The sequence below is a fragment of the Labrys okinawensis genome (genome assembly GCF_047345005.1).
GTDB classification, from domain to species: domain Bacteria; phylum Pseudomonadota; class Alphaproteobacteria; order Rhizobiales; family Labraceae; genus Labrys; species Labrys okinawensis.
On record NZ_CP178864.1, the window covers coordinates 5,367,535 to 5,385,903 of the forward strand.

The following is an 18,369-nucleotide window of genomic DNA, read 5'->3' on the forward strand; positions in this document are numbered from 1 at the left end:
CGAGCCTCTGGAGTGATGGGGCAAGAGCCGGTCACAGATTTACTCAGAAGCGCGCACTATTTTGTTGACAGCGGCGGAGACTGCTTTCTAGCATCCACGCGCTCGAAATCACCAGGGTTCGCGGCTCGAAGCCGCCTGCCGTACTAGGTGCGGCCGATAACAAGAACGAGCTGTTTCGAAACGGGAGGATTTGACATGAGACTGGATGATTACAAACGTTTCCTCGCGCTCCAGGCGAGCCGCCGTTCGCTCCTGAAGGGAGCAGCAGGCGCCGGGGCTATCGCGGCCTTTGGTGGCCTGGGTGCGAGCAGCGCCGTAGCCCCCGCCATGGCGGACGAGGCGAGTGACCTGCGCACCAAGATCCTGCAGATCCCTGGCGTCGGCAAGGGTTCGCCCACGGATGCGGACTGGCAGAAGGTCGGTGAACTCTGCCTCGGCGCCACCAAGGCGAATATCAAGGAAGGCGAGTTTGCGGGCGTCGAACTCTCCTTCATGGGCCTCAACAACCAGAACCTGCACAATCTGCTGTTCCGCGGCTTCCTGAAGCCTTGGGAGGCCTATACGGGCGCGAAGATCACCTGGATCGACCTCGCCCAGGCCGACTACAACCCACGCCTGCAGCAGGCGATCGCCACCGGCACGGTCGATTTCGACATCCTCGAGATGGGCGCGCCCTTCGAAGGCGATGTCTGCGGCAAGGGCCTGGCTTCGGAGATGCCGGATTGGGTCAAGAAGCAGATCGAATTCGACGATCTGGTCAACTATCTCAAGCCCCCCGTCGGCACCTGGGATGGCAAGCAATATCGCGTAACCATCGACGGCGACACGCATAACTTCAACTACCGCACCGACTACTTCAAGGACGAGGCGCTTGCCAAGGCCTGGAAGGATGCCGGCAACACTACGGAATGGGCGGTGCCCAAGACCTGGCAGCAGGTGCAGGCGGTAACGAAATTCCTCAAGGGCAAGCAGATCGGCGGCCAGGAGGCCTATGGCTATCTCGACGCCTGCAAGGCCTGGGGCGGCTTCGGTTTCTACTTCCTTGGCAGTCGCGCCACCGCCTATGCCAAGCATCCCGACGACAAGGCCTGGCTGTTCGACGTCGACACCATGAAGCCGCGTGTCAACAACCCAGCCTGGGTGCGTGCCATCCAGGACGTGATCGACGCCCTGCCGTCGGAACCGGCCGACCAGCTCAATGCCGACCCCAACACCACCGGCTTCCAGCAATTCCTGGGCGGCACGGGTTCGATGTGCGTGTGGTGGGGCGATATCGGCTCCAACGCCAAGACCAACGACTCGTCCGTCATCGGCGACAAATGCGGCTTCGACATCCTGCCCGGCTCGGATGATGTCTACAATGCCAAGTCGGGCAAATGGGAAAAGCTGGCCAGCGGACCGAACTTTGCGCCGAACCTCGCTTATCTCGGCTGGGGCGTCTACGTCATGGCCCGCGTCGACAAGGACGAGAAGAAGCATAAGGCTGCCTGGAGCGCCGCGGCTCATCTCGGCGGCAAGGACCTTGCCCTGTGGACGGCCGTCTATCCCTCCGGCTTCCAATGCTACCGCAACAGCCAGGGCAATATCGGCGAGTGGGTGTCGGCCGGATACGATAAGGACTTCATCACAAACTATCTCGCCTCGCAGTTCAACTCGTACAATCATCCAAACGGAGCGATCGAACCGCGCATTCCCGGCATCTTCCAGTATTACAGCCTTGCCGAGGACATCCTCGCCAAGACCTTTGCCGGCCAGCTCAAGGCCCAGGAAGGCGCCGACCAGATCGCCGCGGCCTGGGAGAAGCTGACCGACCAGATAGGCCGCGAGAAGCAAATCGCGCTCTACAAGGCCTCGCTCGGGATGTGATTTGGAATGGCGGTCTCTGACCGCCATTCTCGAACCCTTGCGTTTGCGTGAAAGGATGGCGGTCGAAGACCGCCACTCCCATCCCGCGCCGCAATCCGCCAAGTCGCGCCAATGGACATCGCGACATTCATTTGTGACAAATGCCGCGGTGTCCGCGCTCCCAGGGAACTCGATGCCGCAGTCTGCCACCTACATCCCCTCCTCGATCTCGAGTGGACGCCTCGTGGCCGGGCGTATCCTGATCGGTGTTGCCTCCGTCCTCCTGATCGCTGCGGCGCTCCTGCAATTTCTGCACGAGAATCAGGGGCTTGCCTTCGGCTTCGCCAATTGGCGCCCGGTGCTCTACGTCTTCGTGCTCTGGTCGATCGCGCTCGGCGTCGGCCAAGTGCTGATGCGCGGGGAGGCGGGAGAGCGGGCGCTTTTCATCCTGCCGGCAGTGCTGTTCACCGTGGCGATGGTGATCTTCCCCACTTTGTTCGGGCTTTACATCGCCTTCACCGACTGGAACCTCAGCTCCTTCGCCGGCCAGCGCTTCAACGGCATCGACAATCTCGTAACGCTCTTCCACGACGCCGATTTCTGGAACGCGCTGCTCAACATGGTCTTCTACGTGCTGATGGTGTTCGTGGAATACGCCATCGCCTTCGGCCTTGCCTTGCTGCTCAATGCCGAAATCAAGGCGCGCAAATTCTTCCGCGTAGCGTTCCTCCTGCCCTTCATGCTCAGCCCCGTGGCGGTGAGCTGGATGGTCGGCAAGTCGATGATGGAATATCGCTACGGCCCCGTGGCCCGGCTGATGCGCGACATCGGCTGGAAGAGCCCCTCTTTCTTCACCGACCCCTGGATCGCCCGTCTCAGCATCGAGGCGATGGATGCCTGGGTCTCCATTCCCTTCCTGATGATCCTGCTGCTGGCCGGCCTGCAGGCCCTGCCGAAAGAGGTGATGGAAGCCTCCAAGATCGACGGCGCCTCGGGCTGGCAGCAGTTCAAGGAGATGATCTTCCCCTTGATGCTGCCCGTCAGCGTCACCGCCATCGTGCTCAGGATCATCTTCAAGCTGAAGCTCGCCGATATCGTGATCAACACCACCTCCGGCGGCCCGGGCGGCGCCACCGATACGGTGTCGAGCTTCATCTATCGCGAATATCGGGATCGCTCGAATGTCGGTTACGGCACCACGCTGGCGATGTTCTATCTTGTCGTGATCATCCTCTTCGTCACCATGCTGCTGAACTTCGCCAGCCGCTTCATGCAGCGCAGCAACTGATAGGGAGGGATGGATCATGGCCAATACCGCTGCCGTAACCGCGATCGCCCCGCCCCGCGACACTGCCTTCAAGGCAACCGTCATCCTCAGCCGAGCGCTGATCTATGGCGCGCTGATCCTGTGGGCTTTCATCTGCCTGTTCCCGATCTACTGGACGCTGTCCACCTCGATGAAATCGGCCGTCGACGTCACGCAGGGCCACCTTCTGCCCTGGCTCGACTTCCAGCCGGACTGGAAGGGTTGGCGCTCGCTCGGCCTGTCGCCCGATACGATCTTCGCCACCTCGACGGCGCGTGCTGAATTTGTCGCCCGCTTCACCAACAGCGTGATCACCTCGCTGGGCGCCTCCTTGTTGGCCGTGGTGATCGGCTCGCTCGCCGCCTATGGCCTCAGCCGCTTCCAGTACAAATTCGCCTGGATGCGCAACCGCGACATCTCCTTCTTCTTCCTGTCGCAGCTGATCCTGCCGCCCGTGGTGCTGGCCCTGCCCTTCCTGGTGCTCTACCGAGAGCTTGCCCTGCTCGATTCCACGATCGGCCTGATCCTGCTCTACACGCTTACCGTTCTGCCGATCGTGATCTGGATCATGCGCGACCAGTTCGACACCATCCCGACCGAGCTCGACGAGGCCGCTCTGGTGGACGGTCTCTCGCTGTGGGGCGCGTTCTGGCACATCATCCTGCCCATCGCCCTGCCCGGCATGGTGGCCGCCTTCATTCTTTCGCTTGTGCTGTGCTGGAACGAATATTTCTTCGCAGCACTACTGACCTCCTCGGACGCCAAGACGCTGCCGGTGATGGTCGCGAGCCAGACCGGCTCTCAGGGCATCAACTGGTGGTCGATGGCCGCCCTGTCGACGACGGCAATCGCGCCGCTGGCGGTGATCGGGATCTTCCTGGAACGCTACATCGTCAAGGGCCTGACGGCAGGCTCGGTTAAGTAACCCGACCTGGGAGCGCCGACGTCCTACAAAGTGAGTATCGCAGGACGTCCGCGATCCCAGAAAATATCCTGCACCCGACCATCGAAAGTCTCTTGACGCCATCCTCGGCAGCGCGCATACGGGCGGCGGGACATTCCTCCCCAACGAGGGACGCCCATCTGCGAGGATGGAGACATCGCGATGACTTTGCCTATGCCGGCGGCCGAGACCGCCGTTGCCACGACGCCCGCTGTCAAGCCCGCTGTGGTGAATTTCTCTTCCGGCCCCTGCGCCAAGCGCCCTGGCTGGACCCCCGACGCCCTCAAATCCGCTGCGCTTGGCCGTTCGCATCGCGCGAAGATCGGCAAGACCAAGCTAGAGCAAGCCATTGAGCTGACGCGTGACGTCTTGGGCGTACCCGCCGACTACCGCATCGGCATCGTGCCGGCCTCCGACACCGGGGCGGTGGAGATGGCGCTGTGGTCCCTGCTTGGCGCTCGCGGCGTCGACATGCTGGCCTGGGAATCCTTCGGGTCCGAATGGGTCACCGATGTCTTGAGGCAGCTCAAGCTCGACGATGCCCGCGTCTTCAAGGCCGGCTATGGCGATCTCGTCGACTTCAGCCAGGTCGACGCCAAGACGCGCGACGTCGTCTTCACCTGGAACGGCACCACCTCCGGCGTGCGCGTGCCCAACGCCGACTGGATCCCCGCCGACCGCGAGGGCCTGACCATCTGCGATGCCACCTCGGCCGCCTTTGCGCAGCGCCTCGACTGGCCCAAGCTCGACGTCGTCACCTTCTCCTGGCAGAAAGTGCTGGGCGGCGAGGCAGCCCATGGCATGCTCATCCTCTCACCCCGCGCCGTCGAGCGCCTGGAAAGCTATACGCCGGCCTGGCCGCTGCCGAAGATCTTCCGCCTCACCAAGGGTGGCAAGTTGATCGAGGGCATCTTCAAAGGCGAAACCATCAACACGCCCTCCATGCTGTGCGTGGAAGACTATCTCGACGCGCTGAACTGGGCCAAGGCCGTGGGCGCCCTCGACGGACTGATCGCCCGGGCCGACGCCAATCTCGCCGCCATCGAGCGCTTCGTCGAGAAGACGCCTTGGATCGATTTCCTCGCCAGGGATGCAGCCACCCGCTCCAACACGTCGGTCTGCCTCAAGGTGGTCGACCCCAAGGTGGCGGCGCTCGACGCCGACGGCCAGGTGGCCTTCGCCAAGGCGCTCTCCTCGGCCATCGAGGCGGAGAAAGCCGGGCTTGATATCGCCTCCTATCGCGACGCCCCTCCAGGCCTGCGCATCTGGTGTGGCGCCACGGTGGAGACCTCGGATGTCGAGGCCCTGATGCCCTGGCTGGAATGGTCTTTCCAGAAGGCGATCGCCCAGTTGGGCTGATTTTTCCTGGGATCGCAGGCATCCTTGCCTGCTCTTTCTTGAACCGTTGTGTTCCCGAGAGCAGGCAAGGATGCCTGCGATCCCAGGGCACCATCCCCGCAAGGTTCCCATTTCCAAGAAGCGGACGAAATGTCCGCGCTCCCAGTAGAGAGCTCTCCCCATGCCCGCCCCCAAGGTTCTCATTTCCGACGCCCTGTCCCCCGCCGCCGTGCAGATCTTCAAGGATCGCGGCATCGAGGTCGATTTCCAGCCCAATCTCGGCAAGGACAAGGACAAGCTGGCCGAGATCATCGGCAATTATGATGGCCTCGCCATCCGGTCGGCCACCAAGGTCACCTCGGCGATCCTGGCCAAGGCCATCAATCTCAAGGTTGTGGGTCGCGCCGGCATCGGCGTCGACAATGTCGACATCCCCGCCGCCACGGCGCGCGGCGTGATCGTGATGAACACGCCTTTCGGCAACTCCATCACCACCGCCGAGCATGCCATCGCCATGTTGTTTGCGCTCGCCCGCGAGATTCCCGCCGCCGATGCCTCAACCCAGGCCGGCAAATGGGAGAAGAACCGCTTCATGGGTGTCGAAATCACCAACAAGGTGCTCGGCATCATCGGCTGCGGCAATATCGGTTCGATCGTCGCCGATCGCGCCGTGGGCCTCAAGATGCGGGTCATCGCCTTCGATCCCTTCCTCAGCGCCGAGCGCGCCCTGGAACTGGGCGTCGAGAAGGTCGAGCTCGAGGATCTCCTCGCGCGCGCCGAAATCATCACGCTTCACACGCCGATGACGCCGCAGACGAAGAACATCCTGTCGCGCGAGGCCCTCGCCAAGACGCGCAAGGGCGTGCGCATCATCAACTGTGCCCGCGGCGGCCTGCTCGACGAGGAAGCGCTGGCCGAGCTCCTGAAATCAGGCCACGTCGCCGGCGCCGCACTCGACGTCTTCGTTGAGGAGCCGGCGAACGCCAATCCCCTGTTCGGCCTGCCCAACGTCGTGTGCACGCCGCATCTCGGCGCCTCCACAACCGAGGCCCAGGAGAATGTCGCCCTGCAGGTGGCCGAGCAGATGTCGGACTACCTCCTGCGCGGCGCCATTTCAAACGCCGTCAATTTCCCCTCCATCACAGCCGAGGAAGCGCCACGCCTGAAGCCCTTCATCTCGCTTGCCGAGAAGCTCGGTTCCTTTGCCGGCCAGCTCACCGAGACCGACATCAAGACCATCCGCATCATTTATGAGGGCGACGTTGCCCACATGAAGATCAAGGCGCTGACCAGCGCCGCGGTGGCCGGCCTGCTGCGCCCGATGCTGGCCGACATCAACATTGTGGCGGCCCCGAGCGTCGCCCGCGAACGCGGCATCGTGATCGAGGAGACCACGCGCGAGAAAACCGGCGACCATGATTCGCTGATCACGCTCGAGGTCGAAACAGAGGCCCTCACCCGCGCGGTGGCCGGGACCATCATCGCCGGCACCAAGCCGCGCATCGTGCAGATCAAGGGCATCAATGTGGAGGCGGACCTCCTGCCGCGCATGCTCTACATCACCAATCACGACCGCCCCGGCTTCATCGGCCGCATCGGCACCGTGCTGGGCGAGAACGGCATCAACATCGCCCATATGCAGTTCGGCCGCGACTTCGAGGGCGGCAATGCCATCGCGCTGGTAGGCATCGACCAGGCGGTAAGCGAGCCGCTGCTGAAAGAGATCAACACGATTCCGAACGTCGTGCAGGTGAAGGCACTGACGTTCTGAGATAATAAGGCAGCGGTGAGGGCGCCTCCGCCGCGCCTAACCGCTGTCTGAGCATGGTTACGCTTCCGGCACGTGACGCGACGCTCCTGGGACCGCAGGCGTCTCGCCTGCTCTTGAACCGCATCGTTTCCAGGAGCAGGCGAGACGCCTGAGGTCCCAGGAAGGCCCCTCGCCGGCCGCGACAATTGATATCAAACGCTTCATTTTCATTCCTTCATGTCTATCTTGTATGGAGCATTACTCTTTTCCCGCGTGGAGCCGGCTGCTAAAGCCTTCCACAACAAAGCATGATTTCAGGTGTGCGATGCGTCTCCTCGTCGTCGAAGGCAATGTGCGTGCTGCGCGTGAACGTCACCGTGCCACCTATGGCCTCACTCCCTCCGAATCCTACGCGGCCGTGCTCAAGAGCCTTGCTCCCGATGCGATCTGCGACATCGCGCTGCCGGCAGACGAAGGAGCCAACCTGCCCGACGCCTTGGGTCTGGAGGGCTATGACGGCGTCGTTATCACCGGCTCCGGCCTCAATATCTGGAAGGCCGAGCCGGAATCGATGCGCCAGGTCGAGCTGGCGCGCGAGGTCTACAAGTCCGGCACGCCCTTCTTCGGCTCCTGCTGGGGACTGCAGGTCGCCACGGTGGCTGCCGGCGGTTCCGTGCGCGCCAATCCGAGGGGCCGCGAGGTCGGCATCGCCCGCGACATCACGCTGACGCCTGAAGGACGCGACCATCCCCTCTATCAGGGTAAGGCGCCCATTTTCACCAGCCCCTGCGTGCATGGCGACGAGGTGGAAGCCCTGCCTGAAAGTGCCATCGTTCTCGCCGCCAATGCGGTCAGCGATGTGCAGGCCGTCGATATCAGCCATGATGGTGGGCGCTTCTGGGGCATCCAGTACCACCCGGAATTCTCGCTGAACGAGCTGACGGTGATTCTGCGCCGCTACAAGCCGACGCTACTCTCGGAAGGCTTCTTCCGCGATGGCGAGACGGCGGACCGCTTTCTCACGGATCTGGAGGCTCTGGTGGCTGACAAGCGCCGGACCGACATCTCCTGGCGCTACGGCATCGGCCCGGACATCCTGGATTCCAAGCGGCGCCTGAGGGAGATCGAGAACTTCATCGAGTTCCGGGTCAAGCCTGTGCTGTCGGAACGCGGAAGAGCCTGATCTGGGAGCGCGGACTTCCAGTCCGCCCTCGAAACGAAGACGTTTCGAAAAAGATGCGGCCTCCGGGTCGAGCTTCGACCTAAATGGGGCGCTGCCGAAACCGCTGGCAGCGCCCTTTTGTTCTTCGTTTTCGTTTCAAGAGCGGACTGGAAGTCCGCGCTCCCAGGAAAACGCTTCCGGCCTACGCCGTTTCGGCGAGCAACGCTTCCAGCGTCTGGCCCACCGAGGTCGCCTGGATCGAGGCGACATAGCCGCCATAGGCCTTGGCGAACGCCGCGTGATCGGCAAGGCCGAGCTTCTCGAACGGGCTGGTGCGCAAGAGGTCGATAGGATTGCCACTGCGCAGGAGCGTCCAGTCATTCTCCGTCAGGCGCGGCTCGGCAACTTCGAAAACCTCGCCCTTGTCGTCCTTGCCCGTGAGATAGGCGCCGAAACAGGCGAGGAAGAAGGCCTCGCGGCGGATGTCGCCGCCGTCCTTGACCAGCATCTCGATCGTCCGGGAATGGAAGACCGGGATCTTGGCCGTGGTGTCGAAGGCGATGCGCAGGAGCTGGTCGTTGACGGCGGGGTTGGAGAAGCGCTCCAGCACGGCCTTCTTGTAGGCGTCCAGCGAGACGCCTTTCGGCCCTTCGATGCGCGGAATGGCATCGCGGTCGAGGAAGGTCTCGAGCAGGCGATAGAGCCTGGCGTCGCCGAGCGCCTCATGCACGATGCGGTATCCCAGCATGATGCCGGGCATGGCCAACAGGATGTGCGAAGCGTTGAGCATGCGGCCCTTCATGAACTCGAAGGCCGGAACGTCGTTGCGCAACTCGACGCCCACCTCGTCGAAGGGCGGGCGGCCGGCGCGGAAATCATCCTCTAGCACCCACTGGATGAAGGTCTCGCCGAGCGCAGGCACGGTATCGTCGATGCCGCTGCGCTGGTTGAGGCGGTCGCGCACGGCCGGCGGGATCTGCGGCGCGATGCGGTCGACCATCGAATTGGGGAAATCGACATTGGCGTCGATCCAGTCGGCCAACGTCGCGTCCTTTCCCCTGGCGAAGGAGACGATGGCCTTGCGCGCGGTATCGCCATTGTGCCGGAGATTGTCGCAGGACATCACGGTGAAGGGGGCAATGCCTTTCTCGCGGCGCCGGCGCAGCGCTTCGGTGATGTAGCCGAAGGCCGTGCGCAGCGGGCCGCCGGAAAGATCATGCGCCACATCGGGGGTGTCCAGCTTGAAGACGCCGGTGGTCTCGTCGAGATTGTAGCCGCCCTCCGTGATGGTGAGCGAGACGATCCTGGTGTCAGGATTGGTCAGGCGCGCCAGCACCGCTTCCGGATCGGCGGGGGCGTGCAGATATTCGACCATGGCGCCGATCACACGGGTGGAGGCGGATCCATCAGGCGCATATTCGGTCACGGAATAGAGGCAGTCCTGGCCGCGATAGGCTTCGGCCTTGGCCTGCGTACCGGGATTGTCGATCAATTCCACGCCGCAGATGCCCCAGCCTTCATTGCCGGGCCGGTGCAGGCAGCGGTCGACATAGACCGCCTGATGCACGCGATGGAAATTGCCCAGTCCAAAATGCACGATACCCGGGCGCACGGCTGAGCGGTCATATTTGGGAATGGCGATCGAAGCGTCGAGGCTTCCAAGGGACAGTTGGGAAAGCTTCTTCAAGACAGTCTCCATGATGACAAATGCCGGCAAGCCGACAACGGTCACGAGGTCGAGCGGCATCGGCGAATGCCGGCCGCAGCCTCTTCGTTTCAGTGATTCTTCCAATACCGGGAAAGGAGCTGCCCCTCCTCTCCACGACATGCCGGACGGCGCTTGGCCGTGTCCGTGACCTGAGGCCTCGGCCCGCAAGGTTCTCTAGATGCTCCTTCTTTCGGCCGTTTTGCAAGAGCTTGTTCGCGGCCTTAGCACGAATCGCTTGTCAAACTCGTTTGTACACAAACGAATTTCTGCTATGGATCAAGCAGGCAAACGTGGATCGGTTCTAATTCACGCAAATCCACGTTTATTTATTTGATTGCCAGATTGTTAGCGTATATCTGCACTGCGATATGAGAGACGAGTGAGTGGCGAGGCAGCCGGCATGAGCAATTTCAACGAGGAAAAGGTCCTGAGCGTCCATCACTGGACCGAGACCCTCTTCAGTTTCACCACGACGCGCGACCCCGGCTTTCGCTTCGAGAACGGCCAGTTCACCATGATCGGCCTGCCGGTGAACGGCCGTCCGCTGCTCCGCGCCTACAGCCTTGTCAGCGCCAACCACGAGGACACGCTGGAATTCTTTTCCATCAAGGTGCCCGATGGTCCGCTCACCTCGCGCCTGCAGCACCTCAAGGAAGGCGATAGCATCATCGTCGGCCGCAAGGCCACGGGCACGCTGCTGCTCGATAATCTCAAGCCCGGCCGTTACCTCTACCTCGTCGGCACCGGCACGGGCCTCGCCCCCTTCATGAGCCTGATCAAGGATCCTGAGACCTATGGGCGCTTCGAGAAGATCATCCTGATCCATGGCTGCCGTCAGGTGCAGGAACTCGCCTATGGCGAGCGCATCACTCACGAGTTGCCGGCCCATGAGTTCCTGGGCGAGAGCGTACGCGACCAGCTGATCTATTATCCGACCGTGACGCGCGAGGCCTTCCGCAACACCGGCCGCATCACCGACCTCATCAAGTCCGAGAAGCTGTTCGAGGATATCGGCCTGCCGCCGCTCGACGTTGCCCTCGATCGGGTGATGATCTGCGGCAGCCCGGAAATGCTGCGCGACCTCAAGGCCCTGCTCGAGGAACGCGGTGCGGTGGAGGGAAATCACGGCGAACCCGGTGATTTCGTTATCGAAAAGGCTTTCGTCGATCGCTAGTGCACGCTAGCCTTGCCCCGAGCGAATACCATCAGCTCGTGTTATTGGCTCATCGGCGCGGAATAGCGCTGTCATCCCCGGCAATTCCGGCACCCTTCTCATGCGGAAGACAAAGTGGCTGAATTCGACATCAAGCTGCCCGATGCTGCGGCGGATTATGTGCTGGATGACCAGGTCGGCTTCATCCTCAGGCAGGTCTATCAGCGCCACGCGGCCCTCTTCGCCGAGCAGTTGGGGGAGGACCTCACGCCGATGCAATGGGCCGTGCTTGCCAAGCTCGCCGAGCTTGGCACCTGCAGCCAGAACATGCTGGGCCGCCTGACCGCGATGGACGTGGCCACTGTCAAGGGCGTGGTCGAAAGACTGACGAGACGCGGCCTGATCGAGACGAGGCCGGATGCGGACGACCGCCGCCGGCTCGTGCTCTTCCTGTCCCCCGAGGGGCAGGATCTCTATGCCCGTCTTGCAGCCGTGGCGAGGCAAGTATCGCATCTGACCCTGGAACCGCTCGACAAGACGGAGCGCCATGCGCTTCTCGGCCTCCTGAAGAAGCTGCGCTGATCAAACCCGCGAAAAACGGGCAGTCGCCACGGGGTACCAAGTCCTACCGGGGGTAGGGCTTTTGCCCCAAAGCGGAAATAAATCGATTGCCCCTGCCAATCCTCCGCTTGCGCTGTGCTCTGATGAATGCATTCTAAGGGGCAAAACTGGGCGTTCGCGGGTAGCCTGGGCAAATACTCAAAAGGGTGGACTGGAATGAGCGACCTGGGCGATCTGCAAAGCCGCAAGCTCGATCTCGCAACCAGGGCGGCGTGGCTGTACTACATCGATGGCGCGACACAGGATGAGATCGCCGCGCAATTCGATATCTCCCGCCAGAGCGTGCAGCGCCTCATCGCCATGGCGGTATCCGAGCGTGTGATCGAATTCCGTATCCAGAGCCCCGTCGCCGAGTGTACGGCGCTGGCCCAGCAGTTGCGCCAGCGCTATGGCCTGTCGATCTGCGAGGTCGTGCCAAACGGTTTGCACGACCCCCTCGGCGCGGTAGGCCTGGCCGCCGCCCAGATCCTGGAAACCCAGTTCGGCCAGCGCGGTTCGGGCGTCTTCGGCTTCTCCACGGGCCGCACCTTGCTGCGTATGGTCCGGGAGATTTCGGCCCGCTCGCGCCCGGAACTGAAGATGGTTTCGATCGTCGGCAATGCAGCGCGCGACGGTTGCGTCAGCCCCTTCGAGATCGCCATGCGCCTCGCCGACAAGCTGGGAGCAAAATGCTACCCCCTGCAGATGCCGGTGCTCGCGGCCACCGTCGAACATTGCGAAGCCTTGAAAAGCCAGCCGGTTCATAAGCTTCTGCGCGAGATGGTGGAGACGGCGCGTGCCGTCTATGTGGGCGTCAGCGACGTCACCTGGGGCTCGCCGATCCAGCAGGACGGCTTCGTGCTGGAGTCCGAGATGCGCTATCTGATCGAGAACGGCGCCATCGGCGAGATCGCCGCCTGGCCCTATGACAAGGATGGCCGCATCCTGCAGAACGACTACACCGACCGCCTGCCGGGCTTCCGGCCTGACCGGCTCGCCCGGTTCGTCCCGGTGGTCGGCGTCGCCGCAGGCCAGCGCAAGATCATGCCGATCCGCGCCGCGCTGAAGGGCGATCTCCTCTCCGGCCTGATCACGGACGAGCAGACCGCCGCAGCCCTGCTCGAACAGCCCTGACCGGCCTGCCGCCCCTGTTTGAGCCATACCGGGATACCGTCTACGCGCACGCGCGGCGGAGCGTTTGGGCGAATGCCCAGCCCTACCCACCCTGCCCTGATTTTGCTGCAGTGCATACAATGTTGTTGCATGCACCCGCTTGACATTCTGCCTCACCGTTGAGAACATGCCCGCGTCTTGGGCGTCTGCTCAATGCCCAATAAGCCGATCAAACGGCATCGTACTTTCTCACGGGAGGTTTTGGTGAAGACTGCAAAAACCCTAATTGCACTGGCGGGGATGCTCGCCTGCAGCGTTTCTTTCGCTTCGGCGGAAACGCTGACGATCGCCACGGTCAACAATGGCGACATGGTTCGGATGCAGAAGCTTTCGTCCGAGTTCACGAAGGCCAATCCGGACATCACCCTCAACTGGGTCACGCTCGAAGAAAATGCGCTGCGTGAGAAGGTCACCCAGGATATCGCGACCAAAGCCGGCCAGTTCGACGTCCTGACCATCGGCACCTATGAAGTCCCGATCTGGGCCAAGAAGGGCTGGCTGGTCTCCCTCGACAAGCTCGGTGACAACTATGACGTCAACGACCTGATCAAGCCGATCCGCGACGGCCTCTCCCTCGACGGCAAGCTTTATGCCGCGCCGTTCTACGGCGAGTCCTCGATGATCATGTATCGCAAGGACCTGTTCGACAAGGCCGGCCTGAAGATGCCGGAAAGCCCGACCTGGGATTTCGTGGCTGATGCTGCCAAGAAGCTCAAGAGCGGCGACACCTACGGCATCTGCCTGCGCGGCAAGGCCGGTTGGGGCGAGAACATGGCCTTCCTGACCGCCATGTCCAACTCCTTCGGCGCCCGCTGGTTCGACGAGAAGTGGGCTCCCCAGTTCGACTCCCCGGAATGGAAGAACACCCTTACCTTCTATGTGGATCTGCTCAAGGCGGCCGGTCCGCCAGATGCCTCGTCGAACGGCTTCAATGAGAACCTGACCCTGTTCAACCAGGGCAAGTGCGCCATGTGGATCGACGCCACGGTGGCTGCCGGCTTCGTGACGGATCCCAAGCAGTCCACCGTATCCGACAAGGTCGGCTTCGCCCTCGCCCCGAACACGGGCATGGGCAAGAACGCCAACTGGCTGTGGGCCTGGTCGCTGGCCGTTCCCGCCGGCTCGCAGAAGACTGAAGCTGCCGAGAAGTTCATCTCCTGGGCAACGAGTAAGGAGTATGCCGCTCTCGTCGCCAAGACCGAGGGCACCTGGGCTGCTGCCCCTCCCGGTACTCGCACTTCGCTCTATGACAATGCGGACTACCAGAAGGCGGCTCCCTTCGCTCAGTTGACGCTCGACTCGATCATGTCGGCTGATCCGACCAAGCCGACCGTCAAGCCGGTGCCCTATGTCGGCGTGCAGTTCGTCGCCATCCCTGAGTTCCAGGGCATGGGCACCCGCGTGGGCGGCCTGTTCTCCTCGGCTCTGGCGGGCTCGCTCTCGGTCGACGATGCTCTCTCGCAGGCTCAGACCGACGTGACCCGGACGATGACCAAGGCCGGTTACATCAAGTAAGACTTCCTCCCAGGACGGCCAGTTTCTGACCTTCCTGATACTGGGCTGCCCCGGGTCTCTCATAACCGGGGCAGCCTCTTTCAATATAAATTAGAAATCACCCAAGGTTCGGTCTGTGGGGAGGACCAAGAGATGGCAACGCAGCAAACGCGTGTGCTCGCCAGGGTCGCCGTTGCACCTTCAGTATTGATGCTTTTCATCTGGATGATCGTGCCGCTTGTCCTGACGATTTACTACTCGCTGAACAATTACACGCTCGACGATCCGACGAACTTCTACTGGAACAGCTTCGCGAACTACAAGTTCTTCCTGACCGATCCTGCCTTCATCAAATCCTTCGTGGCTTCGCTGGAGATCGTGATCAGCGTTCTGGTCATCACCGTGGTCGGCGGCATCCTGATCGCCCTCCTGATGGACCAGCCCTTCGCGGGCCAGAGTATCGTGCGCCTCATGGTGCTGGCACCCTTCTTCGTGATGCCGACCGTGGCCGCGCTGATCTGGAAGAACCTGTTCATGAACGCGGATGGCGGCCTGCTGACCTGGGTCTCGCAGGTGCTGCATCTGCCAGTCGTGGTCTGGTTCACCAATTATCCGCTGATCTCGATCATCATCATCGTGGCCTGGCAATGGCTGCCCTTCGCCACCCTCATCCTGCTCACCGCCATCCAGTCGCTGGACGAAGAGCAGAAGGAGGCTTCCCAGCTCGACGGCGCCAAGCCGCTGTCCTACTTCTTCTACATCGTGCTGCCGCATCTCTCGCGTGCCATCACGGTGGTGATCCTGATCGAAACCATCTTCCTTCTGAACATCTTTGCCGAGATCAAGGTGACCACCAATGGCAGTTTGAACACGGCCAACCTGCCCTTCTTGGTCTACCTCACCGAGGCGGGCGACCATGACATCGGCTCGGCCTCCGCCGGCGCTCTCGTCGCGGTCGTGCTGGCGAACATCGTCGCCTTCTTCCTCATCCGCTTGATCGGCAAGAATCTGGAGGCTTGAGAAATGGCGCGCGCAGTCTCTACCCAACGCAAGGTCGTCGTGACCGCTGCCGCCTGGCTGGTCGGCTTCCTGATCTTCTTCCCGATCCTGTGGATGGTGATCACCAGCTTCAAGACCGAAGGCGAGGCCGGCGTCCTGCCGCCGAAGTTCATCTTCTTCACCTGGACGCTGGAGAACTACCGCAACATCTTCATCGAATCGAACTATGTCCGGGCGGCGCTCAACTCGATCTTCCTGTCGCTCGGCTCCACCATTCTCGGCCTGATCTTCGCCGTTCCCGCTGCCTGGGCCATGGCCTTTGCACCGGGCAAGAAGACCAAGGACCTGTTGATGTGGATGCTCTCCACCAAGATGATGCCGGCGGTCGGCGCGCTGATGCCGCTCTTCCTGCTCTTCAACGCCTGGGGGCTGCTCGACAGCCGCTGGGCCGTGATGGTGGTGCTGTTCCTGATCAACCTGCCAATCGTGGTGTGGATGCTTTACACCTACTTCAAGGAAATCCCTGGCGAGATCCTTGAAGCGGCCCGCATGGACGGTGCCTCCCTCTGGCGCGAGATCATCTACGTCCTCACGCCCATGGCCGTGCCAGGCATCGCCTCCACGCTGCTGCTCAACACCATCCTCGCCTGGAACGAAGCGTTCTGGACCCTGAACCTCACCACTTTCGACGCCGCGCCGCTGCCGCAGTTCATCGCGGGCTACTCGGCCAAGATGGGCCTGTTCTGGGCGACCTTGTCAGCCGCCTCTACACTCGCCATTCTGCCGATCGTGGTCCTTGGTTGGTTCTCACAGAAGCAACTCGTCCGTGGCCTGACCTTCGGTGCGGTGAAATGATGCAAAACAACACTTTTAATTGGGGAGTTGCGTAAAATGGGGCAATTCAACCTTCGTGGCGTGCGCAAGGCCTTCGGCGAGGTCGTCATCATCCCGAACCTTGACCTCGACATCAACGACGGCGAGTTCGTGGTCTTCGTCGGCCCTTCGGGCTGCGGCAAGTCCACCCTGTTGCGCCTGATCGCCGGCCTGGAGGACACAACCTCCGGCGAGATCAAGATCGACGGCGTCGACATGGCCAACGCTCCTCCCGCCAAGCGCGGCCTGGCCATGGTGTTCCAGTCCTATGCGCTCTATCCGCATATGAGCGTACGCAACAACATCGCCTTCGCCCTCAAGATGGCGGGCGAATCCAAGGACGTCATCGAAACCAAGGTCGCCAAGGCGGCGGCGTCGCTGAACCTGACCAACTATCTCGACCGCAAGCCGCGCCAGCTCTCCGGCGGTCAGCGCCAGCGTGTCGCCATCGGTCGCGCCATCGTGCGCGCTCCGAAGGCCTTCCTGTTCGACGAGCCCTTGTCGAACCTGGACGCCGCCCTTCGCGTCAACATGCGCCTGGAAATCACCCAGCTGCATCAGGACCTGAAGACCACGATGATCTACGTGACCCATGATCAGGTGGAAGCCATGACCATGGCCGACAAGATCGTGGTGCTCAATGCCGGCAATGTCGAGCAGGTAGGCTCCCCGCTCGAACTCTACAACAAGCCGCGCAATGTCTTCGTGGCCGGCTTCATCGGCTCGCCGAAGATGAACCTGCTCAAGGGCAACCAGGCTTCCGGCTACAACGCTGCAACTGTCGGCATCCGCCCCGAGCATCTCGATCTTTCCCCGACCCAGGGCACCTGGAAGGGCAAGATCACCATCGCCGAGCATCTGGGTTCCGATACCTTCTTCCATATCGACCTTGATGACGGCACGCGTATCACCGCCCGCGCCCCAGGCGAGTTCAGTCTCGGCGCCGGCGATACCATCCATCTGACGCCCCAGGCGGATCGCCTTCATCGCTTCGATGACAAAGGGCTGGCCATTCGGTGACGATCGCGAGGCGGGCATGTCCCGCCTCGTTTCGTCTCAGCATGGGCGATGAGGCGCGCCGGCCGGCCCGGCGCGCCTCCCCTCGCCCGGACATGCGGCGCCTGGGTTCATCCCGGAACCGCGCCGCCATGCCTTCGCTGTTCTTGAAAGGCCATGTCGATGTATATGCAGAAATATTTGCTGACCGGCCGGCATGCGCTGGTTACCGGCGGCGCCCGCGGCATCGGCCTCGCCTGTGTCGAGGCCCTGGCAGAAGCCGGCGCCAGGGTGGTGATCGCCGATTTCGACATGAAGGTCGCGCAGGATGCCCAGGCCGAACTGCGCGGCAAGGGTCACGAGACCACCATCGTGAAGATGGACGTTACCAAGCCGGATCAGGTTACCGCCCTCGCCGACGACCTCGCCGCCGATGGCCGCGGCATCGAGATCCTGGTCAACAATGCCGGCATCGCCCGCTCGATGACCCCGGCCGAGACGGTGACGGACGAGCATTGGCTCAATGTCATCGACGTCAATCTCAACGGCGTGTTCTGGTGTTGCCGGGCCTTCGGCAAGCATATGCTGGCAGCAAAAAAGGGCTCGATCGTCAATATCGGTTCGATGTCCGGCTTCATCGTCAACAAGCCGCAGGAGCAGGCCTACTACAACGCCTCCAAAGCAGCGGTGCACCATCTCACCAAGTCGCTGGCGGCCGAATGGGCCTCGCGCGGCGTGCGCGTCAATGCGGTGGCTCCGACCTATATAAATACGCCGCTCACCGCCTTCGCCTCCCAGAACCCCGACAATAAGAAGATGTTCAGGACCTGGCTCGAGATGACGCCGATGGGCCGCATGGGCGAGGTCGACGAGATCGCCTCCACCGTGCATTTCCTCGCTTCGGATGCCGCCAGCCTGCTGACGGGCTCGGTCGTCGTGGCGGACGGTGGCTACACCTGCTGGTAGTCACCTTGATGCCTGCGCGAATAAATTTGTGCTGAATTCCAACAAACCCCCTTGGGTGGACTT

15 protein-coding genes are annotated in these 18,369 nt (G+C 62.2%); 14 read left to right on the forward strand and 1 reads right to left on the reverse strand.

The window, feature by feature from the left end:
• Positions 1-195 precede the first annotated feature (195 nt).
• The 6 genes from ACMDCR_RS25095 to ACMDCR_RS25120 all read left to right on the forward strand — a co-directional run bounded on the left by ACMDCR_RS25095 (position 196) and on the right by ACMDCR_RS25120 (position 8,365).
• Entirely contained in the window at positions 196-1,866 is a 1,671-nt protein-coding gene (locus tag ACMDCR_RS25095; protein ID WP_413989233.1) for an extracellular solute-binding protein, read from the forward strand.
• A gap of 172 nt (positions 1,867-2,038) precedes the next feature.
• Positions 2,039-3,133, forward strand: coding sequence for a carbohydrate ABC transporter permease (locus ACMDCR_RS25100; protein WP_413989234.1), 1,095 nt, complete (start codon positions 2,039-2,041; stop codon positions 3,131-3,133).
• A gap of 16 nt (positions 3,134-3,149) precedes the next feature.
• A complete protein-coding gene (locus ACMDCR_RS25105) occupies positions 3,150-4,076 on the forward strand; it encodes a carbohydrate ABC transporter permease (RefSeq protein WP_413989235.1) in 927 nt (308 codons plus the stop codon).
• 180 nt (positions 4,077-4,256) lie between these two features.
• Complete coding sequence (locus ACMDCR_RS25110; RefSeq protein ID WP_413989236.1) at positions 4,257-5,453, forward strand: phosphoserine transaminase; 1,197 nt, start codon at positions 4,257-4,259, stop codon at positions 5,451-5,453.
• Between the two features lie 160 nt (positions 5,454-5,613).
• Positions 5,614-7,203 (forward strand): phosphoglycerate dehydrogenase, encoded by a 1,590-nt coding sequence (serA, locus tag ACMDCR_RS25115; RefSeq protein ID WP_413989237.1) that lies wholly within the window; start codon positions 5,614-5,616, stop codon positions 7,201-7,203.
• 304 nt (positions 7,204-7,507) lie between these two features.
• Positions 7,508-8,365, forward strand: a complete 858-nt coding sequence (locus tag ACMDCR_RS25120) for a type 1 glutamine amidotransferase (RefSeq protein ID WP_413989238.1) — start codon at positions 7,508-7,510, stop codon at positions 8,363-8,365.
• Between the two features lie 181 nt (positions 8,366-8,546).
• Here ACMDCR_RS25120 and ACMDCR_RS25125 read toward each other — a convergent pair whose 3' ends face one another.
• Complete coding sequence (locus ACMDCR_RS25125) at positions 8,547-10,031, reverse strand: mannitol dehydrogenase family protein (protein WP_413989239.1); 1,485 nt, start codon at positions 10,029-10,031, stop codon at positions 8,547-8,549.
• Positions 10,032-10,452: 421 nt separating this feature from the next.
• On the opposite strand from ACMDCR_RS25125, the gene ACMDCR_RS25130 reads away from it, so the two are divergent.
• From ACMDCR_RS25130 to ACMDCR_RS25165, 8 genes are all read left to right on the forward strand, one after another.
• Positions 10,453-11,226 (forward strand): ferredoxin--NADP reductase, encoded by a 774-nt coding sequence (locus ACMDCR_RS25130; RefSeq protein WP_413993714.1) that lies wholly within the window; start codon positions 10,453-10,455, stop codon positions 11,224-11,226.
• 114 nt (positions 11,227-11,340) lie between these two features.
• Entirely contained in the window at positions 11,341-11,787 is a 447-nt protein-coding gene (locus tag ACMDCR_RS25135) for a MarR family winged helix-turn-helix transcriptional regulator (RefSeq protein ID WP_413989240.1), read from the forward strand.
• Between the two features lie 195 nt (positions 11,788-11,982).
• Positions 11,983-12,939 (forward strand): sugar-binding transcriptional regulator, encoded by a 957-nt coding sequence (locus tag ACMDCR_RS25140; RefSeq protein ID WP_413989241.1) that lies wholly within the window; start codon positions 11,983-11,985, stop codon positions 12,937-12,939.
• 279 nt (positions 12,940-13,218) lie between these two features.
• Complete coding sequence (locus ACMDCR_RS25145; protein WP_413993715.1) at positions 13,219-14,493, forward strand: ABC transporter substrate-binding protein; 1,275 nt, start codon at positions 13,219-13,221, stop codon at positions 14,491-14,493.
• 132 nt (positions 14,494-14,625) lie between these two features.
• Positions 14,626-15,492 (forward strand): carbohydrate ABC transporter permease, encoded by an 867-nt coding sequence (locus ACMDCR_RS25150; protein WP_413989242.1) that lies wholly within the window; start codon positions 14,626-14,628, stop codon positions 15,490-15,492.
• Between the two features lie 3 nt (positions 15,493-15,495).
• Positions 15,496-16,326, forward strand: a complete 831-nt coding sequence (locus ACMDCR_RS25155; protein ID WP_413989243.1) for a carbohydrate ABC transporter permease — start codon at positions 15,496-15,498, stop codon at positions 16,324-16,326.
• Between the two features lie 36 nt (positions 16,327-16,362).
• Positions 16,363-17,364, forward strand: a complete 1,002-nt coding sequence (locus ACMDCR_RS25160) for an ABC transporter ATP-binding protein (RefSeq protein WP_413989244.1) — start codon at positions 16,363-16,365, stop codon at positions 17,362-17,364.
• A gap of 159 nt (positions 17,365-17,523) precedes the next feature.
• A complete protein-coding gene (locus ACMDCR_RS25165; RefSeq protein ID WP_413993716.1) occupies positions 17,524-18,306 on the forward strand; it encodes an SDR family NAD(P)-dependent oxidoreductase in 783 nt (260 codons plus the stop codon).
• Positions 18,307-18,369 lie beyond the last annotated feature (63 nt).

Excerpts from the sequence above, each read along its gene's own strand:
- ACMDCR_RS25095 (WP_413989233.1), top strand. The coding sequence starts at position 196 with ATGAGACTGGATGATTACAAACGTTTCCTCGCGCTCCAGGCGAGCCGC.
- ACMDCR_RS25100 (WP_413989234.1), top strand. The coding sequence starts at position 2,039 with ATGCCGCAGTCTGCCACCTACATCCCCTCCTCGATCTCGAGTGGACGC.
- ACMDCR_RS25105 (WP_413989235.1), top strand. The coding sequence starts at position 3,150 with ATGGCCAATACCGCTGCCGTAACCGCGATCGCCCCGCCCCGCGACACT.
- ACMDCR_RS25110 (WP_413989236.1), top strand. The coding sequence starts at position 4,257 with ATGACTTTGCCTATGCCGGCGGCCGAGACCGCCGTTGCCACGACGCCC.
- serA (WP_413989237.1), top strand. The coding sequence starts at position 5,614 with ATGCCCGCCCCCAAGGTTCTCATTTCCGACGCCCTGTCCCCCGCCGCC.
- ACMDCR_RS25120 (WP_413989238.1), top strand. The coding sequence starts at position 7,508 with ATGCGTCTCCTCGTCGTCGAAGGCAATGTGCGTGCTGCGCGTGAACGT.
- ACMDCR_RS25130 (WP_413993714.1), top strand. The coding sequence starts at position 10,453 with ATGAGCAATTTCAACGAGGAAAAGGTCCTGAGCGTCCATCACTGGACC.
- ACMDCR_RS25140 (WP_413989241.1), top strand. The coding sequence starts at position 11,983 with ATGAGCGACCTGGGCGATCTGCAAAGCCGCAAGCTCGATCTCGCAACC.
- ACMDCR_RS25145 (WP_413993715.1), top strand. The coding sequence starts at position 13,219 with ATGCTCGCCTGCAGCGTTTCTTTCGCTTCGGCGGAAACGCTGACGATC.
- ACMDCR_RS25150 (WP_413989242.1), top strand. The coding sequence starts at position 14,626 with ATGGCAACGCAGCAAACGCGTGTGCTCGCCAGGGTCGCCGTTGCACCT.
- ACMDCR_RS25155 (WP_413989243.1), top strand. The coding sequence starts at position 15,496 with ATGGCGCGCGCAGTCTCTACCCAACGCAAGGTCGTCGTGACCGCTGCC.
- ACMDCR_RS25160 (WP_413989244.1), top strand. The coding sequence starts at position 16,363 with ATGGGGCAATTCAACCTTCGTGGCGTGCGCAAGGCCTTCGGCGAGGTC.
- ACMDCR_RS25165 (WP_413993716.1), top strand. The coding sequence starts at position 17,524 with ATGTATATGCAGAAATATTTGCTGACCGGCCGGCATGCGCTGGTTACC.